Here is a 19,689-nt window from a genome sequence, read left to right as displayed (position 1 = left end):
AAATGTTTATGAGTTTATGAAGTTTATGAGTTTAAAATAGCTTAAACACAAAAACAATATTATTCATGATGTTCGTCGTCAAACACCTGAATGGTTACTTCTTTTTCTACTAAATCGGTAAATTTTCCTCTGTAACGGGTTGCTTTTACCAAATGATTATCAATCCAATGGTAGTTTCCGCCACGTGGTTTTCCCATTACCATTCCATGATATTTAAAACCGTGTTGTTTTAACCAACGTTCGGTGTATTCTCTGTGCGCTTCAGTTCTTGATGTGAAGAAAAATATAATATGACCTTCATCATACCATTTGTTTAAGGTAACTAATGCATCTGGATACACTTCGGCAGTTAACATTCTTTCTGGTTCTTCGTTTGGAATATCGTCACAGATTGTTCCATCAATATCGATTAAGTAATTTTTAATTCCTTCAGGTAAAATTGGACTTAAATGTTGTCCGTTTTCTGTGATGCTTTGCAAGTTTTTTTCAATGTCTTCCGCTTTCATTTTTTTACTTTTTAAGTGTTTTCAAATTCATTTGACAAATCCTCAAGCCTCACAATTATGAGAATTTATCTAGTTTATAATTAATTTTCGTCTTTCCAGTTTAATCTGTCCATTTGGTTGTATTGCCATGGCGCGCCGTTATTTTCAATATTGGTCATCATTGCATTCAACGATTGTGGTGCAGCACTTTGCTCCATTACTAAATATCTTCTCATGTCCATAATAATAGATAACGGACTGATACTGACTGGACATTCTTCAACACAAGCGTTACACGATGTACATGCCCATAGTTCTTCTGGTGTGATGTAATCGTTTAGTAATGATTTATTATCTTGAACAAAAACACCTTTATTGGCATCGATATTTCTTCCAACTTCTTCCATTCTATCACGTGTATCCATCATGATTTTTCGTGGCGAAAGTTTTTTACCTGTTTGATTTGCAGGACATGATGATGTACATCGTCCACATTCGGTACAAGTATAGGCATTTAACAACTGAACCCAATTCAAATCCTGAACATCAGAAGCACCAAATTTACTTGGAACTGCATTTTCATCAACAGGTTGTGCTGCAAATGGATCGGCGTTTGGGTCCATCATTAGTTTTACTTCTTTAGTTACACTTTCTAGATTGTCAAATTTCCCTTTGGCGTTCAAATCAGCGAAAAAGGTGTTTGGAAACGCTAAAAGTATGTGTAAATGCTTTGAATAATACAAATAGTTCAAAAAAACTAAAATCCCAACGATATGTAACCACCAAGCCGTTCTTTCTACCACTTGAATTTCAAATAGTGATAACGAACTAAACAATGGTGAAATGTATTGAGAAATTATATTTCCAGAATTGGCTTGTTGGAAATAAATATCTGTAGCATTCATTATCAGAAACAAAGACATCAAAATCACTTCAAAATACAGAATGATATTAGCATCTTTTTTAGGTTTTCCTTTTAATTCTGAACTAGTGAAACGTTTCAGTTTGATGATATTTCTTCTAATCCAAAAAGCAAAAACAGCTATCAAAACTAAAACCGCCAATATTTCGAACGAACCGATTAAAACTCCATAAACAACTCCTAATTCTTTGAACACTCTGTGCGTTCCAAATAATCCATCGATAATGATTTCTAAAACTTCAAGATTGATAATTACAAAACCTACATATACTATAATATGTAAAAACCCTGAAACTGGTCTTTTTACCATTTTGGATTGACCTAATGCAATCATCGCCATGTTTTTCCATCGTTCAGAGGAATTGTCAGTTCGATTTACATCTTGTCCGAGCTTGATATTTCGGATTAGTTTTTTTACATTTTTTACAAAAAAACCAACTCCAATCGTTAAAATTATGGCAAAAAGTATATTGTCAATATATATCATAATCTTTGGTTTTTATTATTTAATTGTATCCGAAACTGGCGCTTTATAGGGTTTGTTTTTCTTTCCAAAAAGCGAAACATTCACATATCGTGTTGGATTTAAACGCAAATCTTGCAGCAATAATTCCAATTCCTTTGAAGTTTTGGCAAAATTATTATACATCGTTTCGTCTTTGGCTAATTTACCTAAAGTTCCTTTTCCTGATTGAATATCAGCCATTAATTTATCTACATTAGCCAATGTTTTCTCCAGATTTTTAACCGTTTGACCAATATTAGCTTTCGCAATAGAATCGGAAACTTTACTAAAGTTAGCCGATACTTTTTCAACATTAGTCATTGTTGCGCTTATTTTACCTTTATTATCTGCCAACATTTCGTTAGCCGATTTTGAAACTTCTTTAAATTCAGCCAAAGTTGCATTTAGGTTTTCTAAACTACTTCTCAAATTTTGCTTGGTTTTATCATCCAAAACTTGATTGATGTTTACCAACATTGTATTGGCGTTTTCAAGAACTTTGTCTAATTTATCTTTGATAGGTTTAATTTGATTGGATACTTCCTCGGTTAAACCTAACTTACTAGATGAACCTAAATAATCGCCCGAAACAGCAAATTCAGTAGTTTTTGTATTTGGAATAATACTAATTTGCTTTCCACCAATTGGTCCAGGAGAATACAACTCGGCCACACTGTTTTTTGTAATTTGATAATCGCCATTGATTTGTAATTCAACTAGCGAAGTCCAATCTTTATTCAGTTTTATCGAATGTACTTTACCTACAACCAATCCGTTGATGGTTACTGGTGCCGAATTGATCAAACCTTCTACATTGTCATATTTAACATAAAACGTTTGATAATCAGACAATAAATCTTTTCCTTTTAAAAAACTATAACCCCAAATAAATAGTAAAATGGAAGCTATAACAAGTACTGCGGTCTTAATTTCTCTAGTGATTTTCAATGTGTAAGGTTTTTTGCAAAGTTAAAATAAAATATTAAAACGATGGAGAATTATTGTTTTAAAGCTTCTTGAACCGTTACTTTTTTACCATCTTTAAATGCAATAACAAATGCCGATGTGTAACCTTTTCCTCTAGCTTCTTGCATCAATCGTTTGGCTTCGTCATAACTTGATGTTTGACCATACATATATTTGTATAATGTTCCTTCAGATGACATTGAAATATTGCTCAATCCGTTGAAATTACTTGGAACTAAATCTAGTTTTTTACTACTTGCTGACAATTGTACTTTAAAAACAACACCCGAAGTTACTTCTGGCTTCACTTCTGGTTTAGTTTCCGGTTTTTTAACTTCAGTTGGTGTCGTTGTTGGTTTTTGAACTGGTGTTTCAACTACTTTTACTTCTTCTACTTTTTGTGAAGGTTTTACAATATTATCACTATCATTTGCACCGTAATTTTCTTTTTTATAGGCTATGATTGCGTTAGCTATAGATTGAGCGATTTCGTTTTGACCTTCTTCCGAGTCTAGAATTGCGCCTTCTTTTGGATTAGAAATAAACCCCATTTCAATCAAAACTCTTGGCATATACGCTTTATGCAAAACCATAAATGGCGCTTGTTTTACACCGCGACTTTTTTTACCTATATCAATAAATTCTCTTTGAATCGTTCCTGCCAATGCAATACTATTATCAAGAAATTCTTCTTGCATCATGGTTAATCCAATCAAAGTTTCTGGTGATTTTGGATCAAAACCTTTATATTTTTGCTCGTAATCTTTTTCTAAAAGCACAACTTTATTCTCTTTTCGTGCTGCTTCAAGGTTGGAAGCATTTTTGGACATACCCATTACATAGGTTTCACAACCCGAAGCTTCGGTGTTTTTATTAGCATTACAGTGAATTGACACAAAAATATTAGCATCGGCACGATTAGCAATATTAGCACGTTCAATCAAATCAACAAAAACATCGTTTTTTCTCGTGTAAATTACTTCTATTCCTGAATTTTTTTCTAAAATCTTACCTACTTTAAGCACAACTGCCAAAGCGATATTTTTTTCAATATGTCCGTGATAAACTGCACCAAAATCATGGTCACCATGTCCAGCATCTAACGCTACTTTGAATTTAGCTTGACCAAACGTTAAACTCGAAATTAGTAATGTTATTGCAACTACAACTTGTTTTAATCCTTTCATTTTTTCAATCTATTAAAAACTTAAATTTTCCCTTCTGCAAAAGTAACGATAAACGCATCCGAAAAGCCATTATCTTTTGCTTCTTGACACATTTTTTTTACCTCATCGGCATTTGAAGTATTACCATAATAATACTTGTAAAGATTATTTTCAAACGTAAATGAGATGTTTTTCAACCCTTTAAAATCAGATGAATTCACATTTCTCTTTTTTGAAGTGGCAAACAATTGTACTCGATACAATCCTTGATTATTTGCACTATTTTCAGCTATTGAAACAACTTGTTCTGTATTTTGATTTTTACTTTTTTCTGTAACCAATGGTTTTTCTTCTAAAAAAGTTTCGTTGAAATATTCCTTTTTATACTTGATTATGGCTTGGGCAATTTGTTTTGCCATTTTATTTTGTCCTTCACTTGAATTTAAAAATTCGCCTTCAGCTTTGTTAGACAAAAATCCTAACTCGATTAAAACGCCTGGCATAACTGCTGCATCTAAAACCCACAAAGGTTGCTGCTTTACACCTCTTGATTTTCTGTTTAGATTAAACGTGAAATTATCTTGAATTGTGGAAGCCAAATTAATACTATTGTATAGATTTTCTTCTTGAGCAATAACTCTTCCAATCATACTTTCGGGCTTTTTGGGATCAAAACCTTTGTAAGTTTGTTTATAATCATCTTCCAATAAAATTACGGAGTTTTCTTTTTTTGCAACTTCAAGATTCATATCACTTCTATCCAAACCCATCACAAAAGTTTCTGTTCCTTCTGGTCCATGATTACTAACTGAATTGCAGTGAATGGAAACAAATAAATCAGCTTTAGCTTTATTGGCAACTTTTGGACGATTACTCAACTCAATAAAAGTATCAGACTTTCTGGTGTAAATAACTTCAAATCCTTTTTCTTTTTCTAATAATTCACCAACCAACAAGGTAGTTTTTAATGCAATTTCCTTTTCAACAAAACCGTGATAGGAATTTCCAGGATCTTTTCCGCCATGACCAGCATCCAAAACCACAATAAACTTGTCGTTTTTTGACTGACCAAAAACAGTAAAAACACCTGCAAATAAAAGTGTCATTATCAGAGGTTTTATTTTCGATTTAAAAATCATAAATACTAAAAGTTAATTTTAATTAAAACCTAAAGGTTATAAATACAATATTTCTTTATTTTTGACCGGAAATTATCATTAAGTTTGCCACGTCAAAAATCGAGCCATATATCTACAAAAATAGTATTAAACCTTTGCAAAGAAACTTATTTTATATCGTTTTTTTAACAATCTTCCTAACATTTGGGAATACTCTAACATTTGCGCAAGACGGAAAAAAACCTACCGAATCGTTTCCTCCTAAAAATCAAACAACTACAACCGAAGAAAAAAAAATAGCTACTGAAGAAATTGCAAAAGTCGACATCGATACAAATAAAGTAAACAAGAAAAAACCTTTACTAGAACATAAAGTGAAACGTAAAGCGGTTGATTATGAAAAAATTGACCAAAAAAAGAAACTCATTACACTGTACAATCAAGCCGAAGTTTACTATGACGATATTGAGCTAAAAGCTGGAATTATTGTTATTGATTATCAAAAAAATGAAGTTTATGCCGGAAGAATAAAAGATTCAACTGGAAAATATACCCAACTTCCCGTTTTTAAACAAGGTACAAATGTTGTTGAACCCGATTCTATTCGATTTAATTTTAAGACAAAAAAAGCTATCGTTTGGAATTCAAGAACTGATCAAGGCGAATTTAAAGTAAAAGCTGCCATCACCAAAAAAGAAAACGACTCGGTTTATTTTATGAAAGGTGCGCGTTTTACGACTTCCAAAGACATCGACAATCCTGAATATTATTTTTATACAAACAAAGTAAAAATGGTTCCAGGTAAAAAAGTGGTCGTTGGAATGACCAATATGGTTATTGCTGATGTTCCTACTCCTATTGCTTTGCCTTTTGCTTTTTTTCCAATAACAGATAAAAGCCGTTCGGGTATCATTATGCCAACCTATAATGATAGCAATCTAAGAGGCTTTTCGCTTCAAAATGGTGGTTATTATTTTGCGCTGAGTGATTATTATGATTTAGCCATTTTAGGAGATTATTACACTAACGGAAGTTATGGTTTTAGATTCCAATCGAGTTATGGAAAAAAATATAAATTCAATGGTAACGTTAATGTTCGTTTTGAAAATTTAGTTAATGGCGAAAGAGGTTTCCCTGATTATTCATTGAATAAAATCTACAATATTCAATGGTCGCATTCAAAAGACGCAAAATCCAATCCAAATTCTAGATTTTCGGCTTCGGTAAACTTGGGAAGTAGCACTTATTTTAGGCAATCGTTGAACCAAATCAATGCTGGTTCTGAATTGAACAACACCTTGAGTTCATCGGTTTCCTATTCGAAGACATTCAATACTGTTCCACAAGTCAACATGTCGTTGACGGCAACACATTCTCAAAACACTAATACTGGAGCAATTAACATGACTTTACCAACGCTTCAAGCTAGTGTTGATCGTATATTTCCTTTTGCAAAAGGCGATGGAATTAAAAAAGGTATCATAAAAAACATTAACTTCCAGTATAATTTAAGAGGCGAAAACCGAATCAATACTAACGATTCTATTTTCTTTAAACCCGAAATGTTTAGAGATGCAAAAATGGGTTTTCAACACAGCATTCCGTTGAGTACCAACTTCAAAATCTTCAAGCATTTTAGTGCATCGGCAGCGGTAAACTATAATGAAGTTTGGTATTTTAAAACCATCAGAAGAAGTTACAATGATTTCCAAAATAAAGTAGTCGATACCGAAGTTCAAGGCTTTGATGCGTTTAGAACCTATAATTTCTCTTCGGGAATTGGAACCACAATTTATGGAACTTTCAATTTTAAAGAAGGTAAAAGAATTCAAGCCATTCGCCACGTAATGCGACCAAACGTAAGCTACAGTTATACGCCAAGTTTTGAAAGATATTACGACACTTATGATTCTGATGGAAGCGGAACAATGATTAAAGATTACACTCGATTTGATGGTGGAATTTTTGGCGCACCAGGAAAAAAAATGTCCAACATTATGTCATTCTATTTGAATAATACTTTTGAAGCTAAAGTTACCGATAGAGACTCGACTAAAACCGAACCAAAGAAAATCATGCTGTTGAACAATCTTAACTTTTCAACGAGTTATGATATCACAGCCGACTCGCTTCGTTGGGCACCAATGAGAGTTAGCGGTGGAACGCAATTGTTCAAACAAAAGATGAATGTAAACTTTGCGGCAACGCTTGATCCTTATGCTATCAACAATTCAGGACAAAGAATAAATACTTGGAATATTGACAACGGCGGAAGTTTGTTTAGAATGACAAGTGCAAATATGACTATAAACTATGCTTTTTCTAGTAGTGAATTAGAAGGCAAAGAAAACGAAAATACTGCTGGAAAAAGAAATGGTGGTCGAGAAGATGATTTATTTGGCACCAATGCCGATTTAAGTGATCGGCGCAAAAGTCAGTTTGGTGAAGATGATGAAAGCGAAAGCAAACCTTCAGAATTTTTTAAATATAAATTGCCTTGGGATATGAATTTTGCTTATTCTATAACGTATTCTAACAACAGGCGAGAAAAAAAGATTACCGGAAACTCCTTGATGGTTTCTATGAACACCGATTTAACGCCTAAATGGAAAATTGGGGTTTCAACAGGTTACGACTTTGTTCAACAAGGTGTTACCTATACTCAATTACGATTTGAACGTGATTTATTGAGTTGGCGAATGGATTTCAATTGGGTTCCTTTTGGTACTAATGCCAACTGGGGATTTTTCATCGGGATAAAATCAGGTGTGTTAAGCGATATCAAATGGGATAAACGTAGTTTACCAGATCGTTCTTTAAGATAAAATTACAATTATGAAAAAAATCATTTTTACCGAAAAAGCTCCAGCGCCAATCGGACCATACAACCAAGCGGTTTTAGTAAACGACACACTTTATACGTCAGGTCAAATAGCATTGCATCCTGAAACAATGGAACTAATTCTAGATGATATTGAAACTGAAACCAAGCAAGTAATGGAAAATATGAAAGCCGTTCTTGAAGCTGCTGATATGACTTTTGACAACGTAATTAAAACAACTATTTTCATTATGAATATGGGCGATTTTGCTCGCATCAATTCGGTTTATGGAAGTTATTTTGACGAAAAAACCGCTCCAGCGCGTGAAACGGTTCAAGTAGCTTGTTTGCCAAAAAATGTCAACGTAGAAATCTCTATGATTGCTGTAAAATAAGCTAAAAATTAATATTCAAAAACACCAAACTCACTTTCGATAGTGAGTTTTTTGTTTGCAGAAGCTTCTACTCTACCAACAATTTGTGCCTCAACACCAAATGATTTTGAGATTGCAATAATATCATCAGCAATAGCTTTTGGTACATATAATTCCATTCGATGACCACAATTGAATACTTGATACATTTCTTTCCAATCGGTTTTTGATTGTTCTTGTATTAGTTTAAACAAAGGTGGAATTGGAAATAAATTATCCTTAATTACATGAACATTGTCAACAAAATGCAAGACTTTCGTTTGCGCTCCGCCAGAACAATGAACCATTCCGTGAATTTCGTTTGAAGTATATTTATCTAAAATCGATTTGATAATTGGCGCATAAGTTCGCGTTGGCGAAAGCACTAATTTTCCAGCATCGATTGGCGAATTTTCAACAGCATCGGTTAATTTTATATTTCCAGAATAGACTAAATCAGCTGGAACCGAAGCATCAAAACTTTCTGGAAATTTTTGAGCTAATTCGTTACTAAAAACATCATGTCGCGCCGAAGTCAATCCGTTGCTTCCCATTCCGCCATTGTAACTTTTTTCATATTTTGCCTGACCAAAAGAAGCCAAACCAACGATAACATCTCCAGCTTGAATATTAGCATTATCAATTACATCGCTGCGTTTCATTCGAGCCGTAACCGTTGAATCTACAATAATTGTTCGAACTAAATCACCAACATCGGCAGTTTCGCCACCAGTAGAATGAATGGTTACACCAAAGTTTTTAAGTTCGGTGATCAATTCTTCTGTTCCGTTGATAATTGCAGAAATAACTTCAGCTGGAATTAGATTTTTATTTCTTCCGATAGTTGATGAAAGTAAAATATTATCGGTTGCACCAACGCAAAGTAAATCGTCAATATTCATAATTAACGCATCTTGAGCAATGCCTTTCCAAACCGAAATATCGCCAGTTTCTTTCCAATACATATACGCCAAAGACGATTTTGTTCCGGCACCATCAGCATGCATAATCAAGCAATAATCTTCATCATTGGTTAAATAATCGGGAACAATTTTACAAAAAGCTTTAGGAAATAAACCTTTATCGATGTTTTTTATAGCATTGTGTACATCTTCTTTAGAAGCTGAAACACCGCGCTGACTGTAGCGTTGACTGTTATCAGAACTCATTTTGTAGTGTTGTGTGTTGTTGTGGTGCAAATATAGTTGTATTGTATCAATTTGGCAATGTGAAATTGGTATTCTTTGGTTACATAAACTAATTTTTTAATTTTTAAAACACATAAAAACATAGTTTGTGTTGCTTAAAGAAGAATACCAAAAAACTTCGTTTTATCTAGTTACATCACAATAAAATTAATCAAAATTCGACTTCATTTCTTTGTGAAACAAAAACCACTATTCATCCAAAACCTTTGTTCCTTCAATTCCATAATTGGTTGGTAACAAATCGCCTACACGTTTATCACTCATGTCGCCAGCAAAAAGAATATCGGCAACATTAGAGTGAATTCCAAATTGATCTACATTAAAAACTTGTGTCAAAAAAGTAACTGCCGATGTTCTACTTTTTTGAAAAGAAATTTGATAATGAGCATAAAATTTTTCGTCAACCAAAGCATTTTTTGAAACCACTTTCATTGGCATATCGTTTAACTTCACCTCTATCAAACCTAAATTATCTTTGAGCTTAAAATTATCTTTTACGGCTGCTATCTTTTTACTTTTTACCAACATAAAATCGTTTTCAACCATTTTATCGCTAACCAAACTTCTAAAAAAGTGTAAAACCGAACCGCGATAGGATTTCATTCGTTCCTTTACAACCTCTTTAGAATTAGATGTTTCTTTAAAACGAGAAACACCTGTGAACAATATTTTATGCACATCTTCTGATTTTATGCTTAATGAATGAAACTGAACAATAAAATCACTGATTTCATAAGTAACTTCATATCCAAAAACTGGATTTTGGATAATCAACGGTTTGTCAGACGAAGCTTTGAATACTTTATAATTTTCGTCATATTCAAAATCTAAGTCATTTTCGTTAAGAATAATTGCTTTTTTTCCGGCTTTGGTTTCACCTAGAAATTGCTCTCTAAAAAGCTTTAGCATTTCTTTTCGGGTAAATCGTTCTTTTTTAATAACAACTTCTTTCAAGGAATTGATTGAAGGTTGCAACGTAATTTTTAGTTCCGTTGTATCGTTATAAGAAGCAATACTAACCGATTGATAACCAACATAACTTACAACTAAATTGGTATTAATTCGTGCAATTACAGGAAGTTGAAAAAAACCTTCTTCATTAGAAATGGTGGAAATAGACGTTCCGTCAAGAAAAATTGTAGCTCCAAAAAGTGGTTTATTCGTTTCGTCAAAAACTCGACCTTTAATGGCTTGAGCCAAAGTTATATTGGCAAAAAAGAAGCAAAACAGCAAAAAATATTTTTTCAAAGTGATGGTTTTAATTTTTTTGAAAGATACTACTATTTGTTTTTCTAATATATTGGTTTGATAATTTATTTTATATATTTACGATTGTAAGTACTAATAAAGGTTTGTAAGTACTTGTGATTATTTATAAATAGAACATGTTGCAGACAATAGTGGAAAATCGTAATAAAAAAACATTAATGAGAACATCAACACCTTTTTACAAAATAATCATTTCATATTTTGAAGTTTTGGAAAATGAAAAAAATGAAAGAGAAGTTGAACTAATTTTTAAAAATAAAAACCCATTTTTATCAAGAAGCGAAGCGATTGAAAGATACAATTCTTATTTAGACATTTTTAGCAAAGAAAAAGAAGATGGAAATATTAAAAATTGGTTAGAAATTTTAAAAAGTGATATTGAAACTTTTACAATACCAACTCTGAATTTGTATTTTTGTCAAGACGACAATCAAGAAAATGATTTAGTTTTATTTGGTTCTTTATTAGAAAATTTTGAAGAAAGAATTGAAGAACTTGTAGATGAACTTAATTTCTATAAAGAAAATAATTTTGAAAATATTGAAGAACAAAAAATTGAAGATTTGGACGGAAACAAATATTTGATTTTAAAAAACAGTTTATTTCATAATGAAGACAAAAAGTTTTTAAAAAATGGATAAATACAAAAAATTAGGTTTTCAAGGTTTTTTAACTATTGAAGAACTTCAAAGAAACTCATCAGTAATTCCGAAAAGCATGGGAATTTATTATGTTTTAAACTTAAAAAGAGGAAAACAAAGATTTCTTAACATTGGAACAGGTGGTTTTTTTAAAGACAAAAATCCAAACGTAAGCATTCTAGAATTAGAACAAAATTGGATAGAAAATACTGAAATTATTTACATCGGAAAAGCTGGAAGTCTTGACGGTAGCGCAACATTACAATCGAGATTAAAACAATATTTAAACTTTGGTCTTGGTAAAAAAGTTGGTCATTGGGGCGGAAGATATATTTGGCAAATTGAAAACTCGCAAGAATTATTAATTTGTTGGAAAATATTAGATAAAGAAGAACCAAGAAAAGTCGAAAAAGACCACATCGAATTGTTTAAAAAGGAATATGGAAAAAGACCATTTGCAAATCTAACTGACTAATTTGCCGATCCGCCAACACACGTAACCGTTACACAACTTCCTTTTTTTCAAAATAATTCCAAAAAAACACCTATTTCAAATCAATTTAAAAGAGGTTGGTTTTTGAAGACAAAAAACGCAACTGATTTTCAACTTTTTGTATCTTCGAATACACAAATAATTAAAACTAATCCATTCAAAAATGGCAAATATCAATCAGAGAATAGGCATACAATCTTCTGTACAAAAAGTTTATGAAGCATTAGCCACAACGGATGGAATTTCAAATTGGTGGACAAATGATACAACGGGAACATCCGAAATTGGGAAAACGATTTGTGTTCGATTTAATACGCTCAACGGAGAAGAATTAGGCAGCATGGAAATGGAAGTTACCGTTTTAAATCCTAATAAAACCGTGCAATAGAAGTTTGTTTCTGGTCCAAATGAATGGATTGATACCAAAGTAACGTTCAATTTAGCTCAAGAAGAAAATTATACTATCGTTTTATTTCAACACAGCGTTTGGCGCGAAGAAGTTGAATTTATGTCACATTGCAGTATGAAATGGGCAACTTTTTTAATTAGCTTAAAAGAATTTGTTGAAACCGGAAAAGGAAAACCATCGCCTGATGACTTCAAAATTGACAATTGGAATTAATTTTTAGTTTCTTTTTCAAAAAATAACAAGCAACGAAAACTTTTTACACTAGTATTCGTTGCTTTTGCTTTTATCATCGTTTGTTAATCCTTTTTTAAAAACGTAATTTTGTACTATTCTAAAAAAATAAAAAACAATGACCGAACAAAATTATTCTACAATTGACCGTGTTACTTATCCTATTCGAAAATTTATGCAACAGGAAAAAGCAGGCGGAATTGTACTTGGCATCAGTGTTATAATTGCTTTGATATTAGCAAATTCGCCTTTATCACATGATTATCATCATTTTTTAGAACACAAACTAGGATTTCTATTTGATGGAAAACCATTTCTAGATTACACCTTTCACCATTGGATAAACGACGGATTGATGTCGATTTTCTTTTTTGTGGTTGGTTTAGAATTAAAACGAGAAATTGTTGGTGGCGAACTTTCTAATCCACGAAAAGCATTGTTGCCTATTGGTGCTGCACTTGGCGGAATGATTGTTCCAGCACTAATTTATCTAGCATTTAATCCAGTAGGCGAAGTTCACAGCGGTTGGGGAATTCCAATGGCTACCGATATTGCTTTTGCTCTGGGCGTTTTATACCTTTTAGGAAGTAAAATTCCGGTGAGTTTAAAAGTATTTTTAACCGCTTTAGCGATTGTTGACGATTTAGGAGCAGTTCTAGTCATCGCATTTTTCTACACTTCTGATATTTCAATGACGAGTTTAGCCATTGGTTTAGGCTTCATTTTAATTATGTATGCTGGAAACAAAATGGGAATTAGAAATATTTTATTTTATGCCTTTGTAGGTATTATTGGTGTTTGGATTGCGTTTTTACTTTCGGGAGTTCATGCTACAATTGCAGCGGTTTTAGCGGCATTTACCATTCCTGCTGATGTAAAAATAAAAGAAAGTGATTATTATACTAAAATTCAAAAATACTTATCAGAATTTAGTTCGATTGATCCCAATAATAAAATCCCAACTTTAACCCATGATCAATTGCATCTTTTAGACGAAATTAAAAAAGATACTAATAGCGCAATTCCACCACTACAACGCTTGGAACATGCTATGCATCCATTAGTTACCTTTTTTATTATTCCTATTTTTGCTATTGCAAATGCTGGAGTTTCGCTAGATATTGATGTAGATCAGCTATTTAGTACCAATGTTGCAATTGGTGTTGCGCTTGGTTTGTTATTAGGTAAAGTTATTGGTGTTGTAGGGTTTACAATGGCTTTTGTCAAGCTAAAAATTGCTCCGTTTCCAACCGGAATGAATGTTAGAAATTTGTTTGGTTTAGGACTATTGGCAGCTATCGGTTTCACGATGTCGCTATTCATCACATCATTGGCATTTACTCATGAAGAATATATGGTACAAGCCAAAATTGGAATTTTTACAGCCTCAATAATCGGTGGTGTTTTAGGATATTTTATTCTGAGTAAATCAAGTAAGTAAATTAAAATCAATTGAAAATATTTATTATATTTGATTGTGGAATTCCTATAAAAAAAGTGGACAATTTTTCATAGACCTTAAGCCACCATTTTTAAATAGTTGTTAATTAGTTTTTGATGCTCTAAAATAGTTAAATTATTTAATTGTTTGTGTCTTCTTTTTGTGTTATAAAATGTTTCTATGTATTCAAAGATTGATAATTCTGCTTCTTGTCTGGTTTGATAGCGATTTTGATAAATCAGTTCTACTTTTAATGTTTTAAAAAAACTTTCGGCTACGGCATTGTCCCAACAATTTCCTTTTCTAGACATGCTTCTGATTATAGATTTATGCCTATTTAATTCGGATACAAATTCTTCGCAAGCATATTGTATTCCTCTATCTGAATGAAAAATCAACGATTGATTATTTTTAATTGGTCTATTAATTAAAGCCATTTTAAAAGCTGCAAGCTAGTATCTTTTGCTCTCATTGTGTTGCTTAATGACCAACCAATCACTTTTCTGTCAAACAAGTCAATTACTGATGTTAAACACAACCAGCCTTGACCAGTGCTGATATAAGTGATGTCTAAAACCCAAGCTGTATTTTCTTTAATAACAGTAAATTCTCTGTTCAATTTATTTTCTACAACAGCATATTTGTGGGAAGAATTGGTAGTTATTTTAAATTTTCGTTTTACAATACTTTGCAAATTAGATTTTTTCATTAGCTTTCTAACTAATTGTTTGGATACTTTATATCCTAGCATTTCCAATTCTTTTGCTATCCGTGGACTGCCATATCTTCTTTTGCTTTGGTAATAAATTCTTTTAATTTCTTCAAACAAGAATAGATTGTATAATTCTCTTTTTGATGGTGTTCTCACCAGCCATTTATAATAACCACTTTTACTTACTTTAAAAACAAAACACATCTTCTCGACTGAAAATTCAGATTTATAGCATTGGATAAATTTATATTTTACTTGTCGCTCTTGGAGAAGATGCCAACTGCCTTTTTTAATATGTCACGATCCATTTTTACATCAGCCAATTCTTTTCGCAATCGTATCACTTCTTCTTCCTCTTTGCTTCTCACAGGTGTAGTCTTGCCTGTCAATTTTCCTTGATTAAACTCTTTATTCCAACGTTTTATATTATCCGAACTAACATTTAATTCGTTTGCAACACTTACCAAGCTACCTCTTTGATTGCTCAATTCTACTGCCTTTAGCTTAAATTCTAAACTGTAAATTCTTATCTGTCTTTCCATTTTGTAAAGTTACAGCATAAGGTCTTAATCAATTCGTCCACTCAAAGGTAGGAACTCCAGTACAGCAACGGTATGGTTGTGGTACTCCATCAATTTAAAAAACCATACTCTTTCCTCAATTTTCTAAATTCTAAATTCTAATTTCAAATTTTTAAGATCTTGCTAATTTTAGTACTTTTGCCATTATGACTAAAGTAGTAGTAATAGGTGCTGGAAATGTAGCGCAACATTTGATTGTAGCTTTTAAAGAAAGTAATCAAATTGAGTTGGTTCAAGTAGTGGCACGCGATGTAACCAAGTTATCTCACCTACTCGATTCATCGTTGCTAACTTCTACTTTTTCAGAAATTAAAAAAGCAGATGTTTATATTATTTCGGTTAGCGACAATGCCATTCAAGACGTGTCGAGCCAAATTCCTTTCGGCAATCAATTGGTTGTACATACTTCAGGAAGTGTTGCTATGACTGATTTGAATGACAAAAACCGAAAAGGTGTTTTTTATCCATTACAAACATTTTCTAAAACCAAAGCTGTTAATTTCAAGGAAATACCTATTTGCATCGAAGCCGAAAATGAAGCTGACTTTAAAACGCTTGAAACTTTGGCAAAAAGTTGTTCCGATGTAGTGTATAACGTTTCCTCAGCACAACGAAAAGCTTTGCACGTAGCAGCTGTTTTTGTTTCTAATTTTGTAAACCACCTGTATGCTATTGGAAATGAAATATGTGAAGAAAACCAGCTGGATTTTGACCTTTTAAAACCATTAATTGCAGAAACTGCCAACAAAGTACAACTGCTATCGCCAACGGCTGCGCAAACTGGTCCAGCAAAACGCAATGATACTACTACTATCAATAGTCATTTAACTTTTTTAAAAGACCACAACCAAAAAGAAATCTATAAATTGCTCACAAAATCAATTATTGACCATGAAAAAAAGCTATAAAGAACTCATGAACGATATTACGACTTTCATCTTTGATGTAGATGGCGTATTAACTGATAGTTCTGTTCATGTTACTGAAAAAGGAGAAATGCTTCGTATTATGAACATTCGTGACGGTTTTGCGATGAAAGCAGCTATCGAAAGTGGTTACAACGTTTGTATCATTTCGGGCGGAAACAACGATGGCGTTCGCATCCGATTGAAAAATTTAGGTATTAATGATATTCATTTGGCTTCGCCAGATAAAGTAGCTACGTTCAATGAATATGCCGCATTGTACAACATCAATCCAGAACACGTTTTATACATGGGCGATGACATTCCCGATTACCATGTGATGCAATTAGTAGGTTTACCAACGTGTCCACAAGATGCAAGTCCTGAAATTAAAGCGATTTCCAAATATATTTCGCATAAAAATGGTGGAAAAGGTGCCGTTCGTGAAGTCATTGAACAAGTGATGAAAGTACAAGGAAAATGGCATTTGTATTATAATGGGAAACATGATTAGTCTGAAGTTGGGAGTTTGGAGTTGGAAGTTTAATAGAGTTTAGAAATAGAATGTTAGGATGAAGTACTTGAAATTAATACGTTTTCAAAATTTACTGATGATTGCTTTGATGCAATGCATCATTCGTTATGGTTTTTTAAAATTGCAAAAGGTTGAATTGGCTTTGGCGGATTGGCAATTTGCTTTGTTGGTTTTAGCTACCGTTTTTATTGCGGCTGGAGGTTATATCATAAACGATATTATGGATCAAGAAACCGATAGTATCAATAGACCTAATCAAGTAATTGTTGGAAAAAGTATTAGCGAAAGCATGGCATACAACCTTTATTTTGGATTTACCATTTCCGGAGCTTTGATTGGGTTTTACTTGTCGAATTTAATTTATAGAGATAACTTTTTTGGCATATTCATCATCACTTCGTTATTGCTTTATATCTATGCTACGAGTTTTAAACAAATAGCCGTTATCGGTAATATTTTAGTTTCATTGGCTTTGGCTTTGAGCGTAATTATTGTTGGTTTATTCGATATCATACCAGCTACAGATCAAGTCAATCGCTTTCAAATGATGCTTTGGTTAGAACTGCTTTTTGACTATGCGGTTTTTGCATTCTTACTTAACTTTATCAGAGAAATTATCAAAGATTTAGAAGATATAAACGGCGATTACAATCAAGGTATGAGAACATTGCCTATCGTTCTTGGTGTTTCGAGAACCGCAAAAGTAGTAGCGGTAATCACTGCCATTGCCACAGTAATACTACTTTGGTACATCAACAATCATTTGATGAATTCAGGTTTATATATTGCCACTATTTATGCATTAGTGTTCTTGGTTAGCCCGATGATTTTTGCTGTAGTAAAGGTTTGGACCGCTACCACACAAAAAGAGTTTCACTTGTTGAGCAACGTGATGAAAGCGGTTATTTTCTTCGGTATTTTGTTTATTTTAATTGTTAATCTTAACATCAAATTCAATGCTTAGAGAAAAATTAAAAGACTATAAAATAGTTTTAGCTTCGGGTTCGCCACGGAGACAACAGTTTTTTAAAGAACTGGACTTAGATTTTGAAATCCGAATAAAAGAAGTCGAAGAAATCTATCCTGATACTTTGCAAGGCGTTGAAATTACTAACTATTTAGCCAAATTAAAATCAGCAGCTTTTGATAATGATATCCAACCTAACGAAATCATTGTTACGAGCGATACTATTGTTTGGCTTGACAACAAAGCTTTGGGCAAACCAAAAGACAAGCAAGACGCATTCTTGATGCTTCAATCAATGGCGGGAAAAACACACGAAGTAATTACATCCGTTTGTTTTAAAACTATAAATAAAATTGACATTCTAAACTGTGTTACTCGCGTTACTTTTAACCCAATAAGCGATGCTGAAATCCTTTTTTACATCGACAAGTACCAACCGTTTGACAAAGCTGGTGCTTATGGCATTCAGGAATGGATTGGCTTAATGGCCATTGCTAAAATTGAAGGTTCATATACTAATGTCGTTGGTCTTCCAACCGATTTAGTCTATCGTTATTTATCTAACTTAAAATAATAAAGCATGAATTTTATAACTAGTTATTCCAAAGAATTGATTGCTACTGGTATTACCTTACTTTTATTGGTAATACTTCGTTTTTTCTTTGCAAAATTGGTTAGAAAATACGCCAAAACCAATCACACTTTTGAGCAAAGAACCAATTTGGTTATCAAATACATTCACATTTTATTAAACATTCTTGCGGTAATTGCTTTAATCATTATTTGGGGAGTTAACAAAGACGATATTTTACTTACTTTTTCTTCAGTAGCAACAGTTATTGGTGTTGCTATGTTTGCCCAATGGTCAATTTTAAGTAATGTAACTTCGGGGATTATTTTGTTTTTCTTCTTCCCGTTTAAAATTGGTGATATCATTAAAATTCACGACAAGGATTTCCCTATTCAGGCTGAAATTGAAGATATAAGTGCGTTTCATGTCAATCTAAAAACCACTGATGGCGAACGAATTACCTATCCAAATAATCTTTTACTTCAAAAAGGAATATCGATTATCAACCAAGAATATGACGATAATGACTTCACAGATTAATATCATTCTTTTAAAATAAAAACATTTCTTTTGAACAAAAGAGACAGCAAATAAAAGTGTTAATTATTTGAAAAAATCTCATTTTATTTACAATTATTTCGTAAATTTAAATTCTCTTTTTTACTAAAATCCATCTACTCGAATGTAATTTCTGCCATTCAACGCTAATAAAATCATACAAATACAATCATTATAAAATAGCTATAAACCTACAATTTTATACATAAAAATGCATTTTAACGATTTTTTATGTATTTAAACGGAAAAATGTTTTATATTTGTCGCATAATAATTCGATACTGACTTTTTTTAGTATCCTAAAAATCTTTAATCATGAATGCAAGAAAAATACTCTTAGTGATTGCATTTATAGTTTGCAACACTATTACAGCTCAAGTTACTTACTTGGAAAACTCAACTTTGAAGTTTGATGCAGATACCAATTGTCAATTACGCTATTTGTATTTTCCAAATATGCAAGCTTACTATGACAAATTGAACAAAGTATATATCTTTAGAGACAAAGGAAATTGGGTAGAAGCCGAAGAACTTCCTCATTTATATGGCGGTTATTCTCTTTACAGCAAAGTAAGAGTTGAAATTACCGATTATGACGAAGACAAACCGTATCTACTGTTAAAACAACACAAAAAGCAATTTCCTTACAGCAAAAAAGGTCATTTTACCTATCAAACTGCTGCGATAGATTAACCAAAGAAATTGTTAAAAACTAACTAAATAAAACTCCAAAATTTATTTAATCAGTATATTTGAAGCCATTGCACCATTA

19 protein-coding genes and 1 pseudogene are annotated in these 19,689 nt (G+C 32.4%); 12 read left to right on the top strand and 8 right to left on the bottom strand.

All coding sequences use genetic code 11. The annotated features are described in order from the left end of the window. Positions 1-59: 59 nt before the first annotated feature. From G6042_RS13395 to G6042_RS13375, 5 genes are all read right to left on the bottom strand, one after another. Complete coding sequence (locus tag G6042_RS13395; protein ID WP_169524949.1) at positions 60-506, bottom strand: LNS2 domain-containing protein; 447 nt, start codon at positions 504-506, stop codon at positions 60-62. A gap of 80 nt (positions 507-586) precedes the next feature. Next, positions 587-1,894, bottom strand: coding sequence for a (Fe-S)-binding protein (locus tag G6042_RS13390; RefSeq protein ID WP_169524948.1), 1,308 nt, complete (start codon positions 1,892-1,894; stop codon positions 587-589). Positions 1,895-1,909: 15 nt separating this feature from the next. Further along, positions 1,910-2,860, bottom strand: coding sequence for an MlaD family protein (locus G6042_RS13385; protein WP_169524947.1), 951 nt, complete (start codon positions 2,858-2,860; stop codon positions 1,910-1,912). A gap of 50 nt (positions 2,861-2,910) precedes the next feature. Then, complete coding sequence (locus tag G6042_RS13380) at positions 2,911-4,065, bottom strand: N-acetylmuramoyl-L-alanine amidase (protein ID WP_169524946.1); 1,155 nt, start codon at positions 4,063-4,065, stop codon at positions 2,911-2,913. A 20-nt stretch (positions 4,066-4,085) separates the two neighbouring features. Further along, positions 4,086-5,150, bottom strand: coding sequence for an N-acetylmuramoyl-L-alanine amidase (locus G6042_RS13375; protein WP_169524945.1), 1,065 nt, complete (start codon positions 5,148-5,150; stop codon positions 4,086-4,088). A gap of 167 nt (positions 5,151-5,317) precedes the next feature. Between G6042_RS13375 and G6042_RS13370 the strand changes: the two genes are divergently transcribed. Beyond that, on the top strand, positions 5,318-7,987 hold the full coding sequence (locus G6042_RS13370; RefSeq protein ID WP_211161690.1) for a putative LPS assembly protein LptD: 2,670 nt from the start codon (positions 5,318-5,320) through the stop codon (positions 7,985-7,987). A gap of 10 nt (positions 7,988-7,997) precedes the next feature. Then, positions 7,998-8,378 carry a RidA family protein gene (locus tag G6042_RS13365; RefSeq protein WP_169524944.1) on the top strand — a complete coding sequence of 127 codons (381 nt, stop codon included), beginning with the start codon at positions 7,998-8,000 and terminating at the stop codon, positions 8,376-8,378. Positions 8,379-8,386: 8 nt separating this feature from the next. Here the strand turns inward: G6042_RS13365 and G6042_RS13360 are convergent, their stop codons facing one another. Further along, on the bottom strand, positions 8,387-9,565 hold the full coding sequence (locus G6042_RS13360) for an AIR synthase related protein (RefSeq protein ID WP_169524943.1): 1,179 nt from the start codon (positions 9,563-9,565) through the stop codon (positions 8,387-8,389). Positions 9,566-9,793: 228 nt separating this feature from the next. After that, the gene (locus tag G6042_RS13355) at positions 9,794-10,852 is read right to left on the bottom strand and encodes a carboxypeptidase-like regulatory domain-containing protein (RefSeq protein WP_169524942.1); all 1,059 of its coding nucleotides are present in this window, start codon (positions 10,850-10,852) and stop codon (positions 9,794-9,796) included. A 179-nt stretch (positions 10,853-11,031) separates the two neighbouring features. Here G6042_RS13355 and G6042_RS13350 point away from each other — a divergent pair, with 179 nt between their 5' ends. The 4 genes from G6042_RS13350 (at position 11,032) to nhaA (ending at position 14,088) form a co-directional block, all read left to right on the top strand. Continuing rightward, entirely contained in the window at positions 11,032-11,514 is a 483-nt protein-coding gene (locus G6042_RS13350; RefSeq protein WP_169524941.1) for a hypothetical protein, read from the top strand. Further along, complete coding sequence (locus G6042_RS13345; RefSeq protein ID WP_169524940.1) at positions 11,507-11,989, top strand: hypothetical protein; 483 nt, start codon at positions 11,507-11,509, stop codon at positions 11,987-11,989. The genes G6042_RS13350 and G6042_RS13345 overlap by 8 nt, the downstream gene beginning before the upstream one ends. Before the next feature lie 181 nt (positions 11,990-12,170). After that, positions 12,171-12,395: an SRPBCC family protein gene (locus G6042_RS14210; protein WP_211161689.1), complete on the top strand. Its 225-nt coding sequence runs from the start codon at positions 12,171-12,173 to the stop codon at positions 12,393-12,395. A gap of 370 nt (positions 12,396-12,765) precedes the next feature. Then, complete coding sequence (gene nhaA, locus G6042_RS13335) at positions 12,766-14,088, top strand: Na+/H+ antiporter NhaA (protein ID WP_169524939.1); 1,323 nt, start codon at positions 12,766-12,768, stop codon at positions 14,086-14,088. 77 nt (positions 14,089-14,165) lie between these two features. Here nhaA and G6042_RS13330 read toward each other — a convergent pair. Then, positions 14,166-15,342: pseudogene (locus tag G6042_RS13330) on the bottom strand (IS3 family transposase). Positions 15,343-15,527: 185 nt separating this feature from the next. Here G6042_RS13330 and G6042_RS13325 point away from each other — a divergent pair. The 6 genes from G6042_RS13325 to G6042_RS13300 all read left to right on the top strand — a co-directional run bounded on the left by G6042_RS13325 (position 15,528) and on the right by G6042_RS13300 (position 19,610). Then, complete coding sequence (locus tag G6042_RS13325) at positions 15,528-16,289, top strand: Rossmann-like and DUF2520 domain-containing protein (protein WP_169524938.1); 762 nt, start codon at positions 15,528-15,530, stop codon at positions 16,287-16,289. Further along, the gene (locus G6042_RS13320; protein WP_169524937.1) at positions 16,273-16,800 is read left to right on the top strand and encodes a KdsC family phosphatase; all 528 of its coding nucleotides are present in this window, start codon (positions 16,273-16,275) and stop codon (positions 16,798-16,800) included. The genes G6042_RS13325 and G6042_RS13320 overlap by 17 nt, the downstream gene beginning before the upstream one ends. Before the next feature lie 58 nt (positions 16,801-16,858). Next, positions 16,859-17,785, top strand: coding sequence for a geranylgeranylglycerol-phosphate geranylgeranyltransferase (locus G6042_RS13315; protein ID WP_169524936.1), 927 nt, complete (start codon positions 16,859-16,861; stop codon positions 17,783-17,785). After that, the gene (locus G6042_RS13310) at positions 17,778-18,362 is read left to right on the top strand and encodes a Maf-like protein (RefSeq protein ID WP_169524935.1); all 585 of its coding nucleotides are present in this window, start codon (positions 17,778-17,780) and stop codon (positions 18,360-18,362) included. The genes G6042_RS13315 and G6042_RS13310 overlap by 8 nt, the downstream gene beginning before the upstream one ends. A 6-nt stretch (positions 18,363-18,368) precedes the next feature. Continuing rightward, positions 18,369-18,899, top strand: a complete 531-nt coding sequence (locus tag G6042_RS13305) for a mechanosensitive ion channel family protein (protein WP_169524934.1) — start codon at positions 18,369-18,371, stop codon at positions 18,897-18,899. 333 nt (positions 18,900-19,232) lie between these two features. After that, entirely contained in the window at positions 19,233-19,610 is a 378-nt protein-coding gene (locus G6042_RS13300) for a hypothetical protein (RefSeq protein WP_169524933.1), read from the top strand. Positions 19,611-19,689: the final 79 nt, after the last annotated feature.

The organism is Flavobacterium solisilvae (genome assembly GCF_012911605.1).
GTDB lineage: Bacteria > Bacteroidota > Bacteroidia > Flavobacteriales > Flavobacteriaceae > Flavobacterium > Flavobacterium solisilvae.
This window is presented reverse-complemented; position numbering and strand designations above follow the sequence as displayed.

What these genes read in the sequence shown, in the direction of transcription:
- G6042_RS13325 (WP_169524938.1), top strand. Translation starts at nt 15,528, where the DNA reads ATGACTAAAGTAGTAGTAATAGGTGCTGGAAATGTAGCGCAACATTTG.
- nhaA (WP_169524939.1), top strand. Translation starts at nt 12,766, where the DNA reads ATGACCGAACAAAATTATTCTACAATTGACCGTGTTACTTATCCTATT.
- G6042_RS13310 (WP_169524935.1), top strand. Translation starts at nt 17,778, where the DNA reads ATGCTTAGAGAAAAATTAAAAGACTATAAAATAGTTTTAGCTTCGGGT.
- G6042_RS13320 (WP_169524937.1), top strand. Translation starts at nt 16,273, where the DNA reads ATGAAAAAAAGCTATAAAGAACTCATGAACGATATTACGACTTTCATC.
- G6042_RS14210 (WP_211161689.1), top strand. Translation starts at nt 12,171, where the DNA reads ATGGCAAATATCAATCAGAGAATAGGCATACAATCTTCTGTACAAAAA.
- G6042_RS13345 (WP_169524940.1), top strand. Translation starts at nt 11,507, where the DNA reads ATGGATAAATACAAAAAATTAGGTTTTCAAGGTTTTTTAACTATTGAA.
- G6042_RS13375 (WP_169524945.1), bottom strand. Translation starts at nt 5,150, where the DNA reads ATGACACTTTTATTTGCAGGTGTTTTTACTGTTTTTGGTCAGTCAAAA.
- G6042_RS13380 (WP_169524946.1), bottom strand. Translation starts at nt 4,065, where the DNA reads ATGAAAGGATTAAAACAAGTTGTAGTTGCAATAACATTACTAATTTCG.
- G6042_RS13350 (WP_169524941.1), top strand. Translation starts at nt 11,032, where the DNA reads ATGAGAACATCAACACCTTTTTACAAAATAATCATTTCATATTTTGAA.
- G6042_RS13365 (WP_169524944.1), top strand. Translation starts at nt 7,998, where the DNA reads ATGAAAAAAATCATTTTTACCGAAAAAGCTCCAGCGCCAATCGGACCA.
- G6042_RS13390 (WP_169524948.1), bottom strand. Translation starts at nt 1,894, where the DNA reads ATGATATATATTGACAATATACTTTTTGCCATAATTTTAACGATTGGA.
- G6042_RS13315 (WP_169524936.1), top strand. Translation starts at nt 16,859, where the DNA reads ATGAAGTACTTGAAATTAATACGTTTTCAAAATTTACTGATGATTGCT.
- G6042_RS13360 (WP_169524943.1), bottom strand. Translation starts at nt 9,565, where the DNA reads ATGAGTTCTGATAACAGTCAACGCTACAGTCAGCGCGGTGTTTCAGCT.
- G6042_RS13300 (WP_169524933.1), top strand. Translation starts at nt 19,233, where the DNA reads ATGAATGCAAGAAAAATACTCTTAGTGATTGCATTTATAGTTTGCAAC.
- G6042_RS13395 (WP_169524949.1), bottom strand. Translation starts at nt 506, where the DNA reads ATGAAAGCGGAAGACATTGAAAAAAACTTGCAAAGCATCACAGAAAAC.
- G6042_RS13305 (WP_169524934.1), top strand. Translation starts at nt 18,369, where the DNA reads ATGAATTTTATAACTAGTTATTCCAAAGAATTGATTGCTACTGGTATT.